The following is a 3,001-nucleotide window of genomic DNA, read 5'->3' on the forward strand; positions in this document are numbered from 1 at the left end:
GATCCGCAGCAGTGGTCGGCGTACGCCTACGCCGACAACAACCCGGTGACGTACTCGGACCCCACAGGGCTGCTGTCCTGGAAGGGGGCATGGAATAAGGTCAAGAAGGCCGGCGGCGCCGTTAATGGTTTCGTCAAGAAGTACCAGGGTGAGATCGCTGGCGCCGTGGTCGGCGTCGTCGTGACCAGCGCATGCCTCGGCGGAACATGGGGTGTCGGCAGCGTCGGCTGCTTTGCTATCGGAGGTGCCGCAGCCGGTGCGGTGACCAATCTCTGGAAGAGCAAGGTCCAGAAGACCCAGAAGTTCTCCTTGGCGGGGTTCGCTCGCGACACCGTCATGGGCGGGGCTCTGGGCTACATCGGCGGAGCTGGCGGAAAGCTGCTCGCGCCGGCGCTGGGCAAGGCTTCGACCAGCATCCGCGCCGCGGTCTCCCGGACGTTCGCAGCCAAGAAGCCGGTGCCCAGACCGCCTGGAGCATCAGGCGCGGCGAAGCCAGCAGGAGGTGCGAAGTCTGCACCCAAGGAGAGTCCGCAGGGTGCTTCTTGCTCTCTGAAGAGCTTTGCTGGCAGCACCGAAGTTCTCTTGGGTGACAAGACAACCAAGCCCATCAAGAACATCAAGCCAGGCGACAAGGTGCTGGCCGCGGATCCCAAGACGGGCCGACAGGAACCCAAGACCGTCACGAAGACGTGGGTCCACCAGGACAGCCTGGTCACGTTCACGGTGGGCGGCAAGGCGCTCACGACGACCGAGGACCACCCGTTCTGGAATGCTACGGACAGGCAGTGGCAGGACGCCCAGGAACTCAACTTCGGCGACAACGTCCTCACGGCCGACGGGTTCCAGATCCCCACCAGCGGGATCGACGCCGGGTCGAGCATCGTAGACTCGGCCTACAACCTCACGGTCGACGACCTCCACACCTACTACGTCCTCGTCGACCGTACCCCGATTCTCGTTCATAATTGCGGGGAAGTGCCGTCTCACTTCAAAGGTAAGGGCGATGATCCGCTAGTTCCGGATCTTATAAACGACATCAATGCTCGCTATCCTGGGCACGTTCGGGCCGAAGGTATTACGATCAATGGGTCGGCTGGTCAGGCTCTCACGGACTTTGACATCGTGACCGGAAATGCAGTGATTCAAGTCAAGAGTGGAACCGGAAAGGGTGCCCTGGCTCAAGCTATGAGAACTCAGGAATTGACGGGCTACCCGGTCATCGCATACCTTCCGCAGGGCCGGGGGAGTGTGGTCAAGAGTCTGGAGCAGGCTGGCATCATGGTCACTAGGGACAAGGATCTGCTGCTTGACGTCCTGGCGCCATAGTTCTCAGTACTTCAAAGGAACCCCGATCTACCGACACGGAGGGTGTAAGTGCGTCCCACCATCGTCCTGCTCAGTTGCGTTGGCGATCACCCAGAGTTGGTGAGTCGCTTGCGCGGGGCCGGCACGTATCTTGAGGCCGAGTTCTTCGACTTGCTGGACCGTGGCAGATGTCAATTTGGCGTGAATCTCTCTGGGTGCGTTCTTAGTGACTTTGAGGAGGACGAGCTCGTCGAGATCGCCGAGAGGCTCGGAGAATTCAGGGCGACGCTCATCGAGTATGCTGACGTCGCATGTGTTCGAGAGCTCTTGGCAGACGTGCTACCAGGGATTCGGGGAATCTTGGATACGAACTACGGGGAACTGTTGGACTACCATTGTGTTCTGGAGAGATTTCAGCGAGATCCATCGTGGGACTGGCGACGACAGTCGCGCTAGTGGTGAATAGAACGCGGCGGATCGAGAAGGGCGCGGTCGCGAGTTTGTATCCGATGTAGATTCAGGAATGCTGCGATTGATTTCCAGGTGCGTGGGGAAGGTGGCAAGATCGGGCGCCGTGATGCGCTTGGTGTGGACGGAGTGAAGGCCCTCGGTGATCTTAACCAGCGTTAGTTCCCATTCCTTTTTTGGAGAGAGCCTGCTCCGTGCGTGGGCGCGCGTGTTCAATTCTAGGCAGGCTCCGAGGTTGCGGGAGGGGCTCCTCGAGTCGGTCGTCGCAGATAACCTTGGTCGGGTTCTGATCAACGGGATCGAGGATCCTTCTCGACAAGTGGAGAATGACGCTTGTGCCATCTTGGTTTCTCGGGAGGCTGAAACTCTCGGTCGTGGACCGGTGGCTTGAACTGTTGGTTGAATTCGATTCGTCCGGGATCTTTGGAATCCTGGGGACTTTCCGTCCGCAAGGTCACCAACGAGATTGCCCTACCTCACTAGTTGCCTAGTTGGAGGTCGCTCAGGCGGCGATGCCCGGGGGTGCTCTACCAAGCTAAAGAGGTGGCGCCGGCCAGTGCTTGGCCTGGCGGAGAAGTGGGAGTCCATCCCCCTTTGCGCCCAGGGTGTGCCAGTCGCAGGTTCTAATGTCGTTGCTCCCGTCGGAAACCCCGGGTGAAGTTGGCGGAGCGCGTTGACGGATTACTCCGTGCGCGCAGACAAGCACTTGCTCCTCATCCCGTGGGACGAGTTCCGCGCCGGCGGAGTGGGTGCGGTGATCGTCGCGGCTGTCGCGGAGAGGGCGGTTCCCGCGGCGAGCCTGGCGTCCGTGTTGGGCGTCCTCGGTCGGGTCGTCGCGGGCCATGCCGATCAGGACGAAGTCGCGGCGGGCAACGGTGACCTTCGCGAGCAGTGCCACGCCGAGGTCACGAAGGGCTGTCTGTCCCTGCTGCGGGTGGCGGTCGAGCGGGATTCCTTCAATGCCTGGCGAGTGGCGCGCGACGTGTTGTCTGCGCTGGACGAGGAGCACTCGCGGCGGATCCTGAAGTAGGTCCGCCCATCTGGACGAGGGCCAGGCGACCACGGGGTCGCCTGGCCCTCGTCCTCGGGTCAGACACCCAACGACGCGACCTCTCCCGCCCCCACGAGCCGCCCGTCCGCCAGGTGCACGCGGGCGTCGACCGTGTCGAGGGTCGCCTCGTCGTGGGTGACCACGATGGTCGCGGCGCCCGTCTCGCGGGTGAGTCGC

2 protein-coding genes are annotated in these 3,001 nt (G+C 62.0%); both read left to right on the top strand.

Features of this window, described 5'->3' with window-relative positions; all coding sequences use genetic code 11:
• On the top strand, positions 1-1,326 hold a 1,326-nt coding region (locus ACZDYF_RS18755), incomplete at its 5' end, for a Hint domain-containing protein (protein WP_475061286.1).
• Between the two features lie 1,135 nt (positions 1,327-2,461).
• On the top strand, positions 2,462-2,803 hold the full coding sequence (locus tag ACZDYF_RS18760) for a hypothetical protein (RefSeq protein ID WP_475061290.1): 342 nt from the start codon (positions 2,462-2,464) through the stop codon (positions 2,801-2,803).
• Positions 2,804-3,001: the final 198 nt, after the last annotated feature.

The organism is Oerskovia sp. PE-21s, from assembly GCF_056158145.1.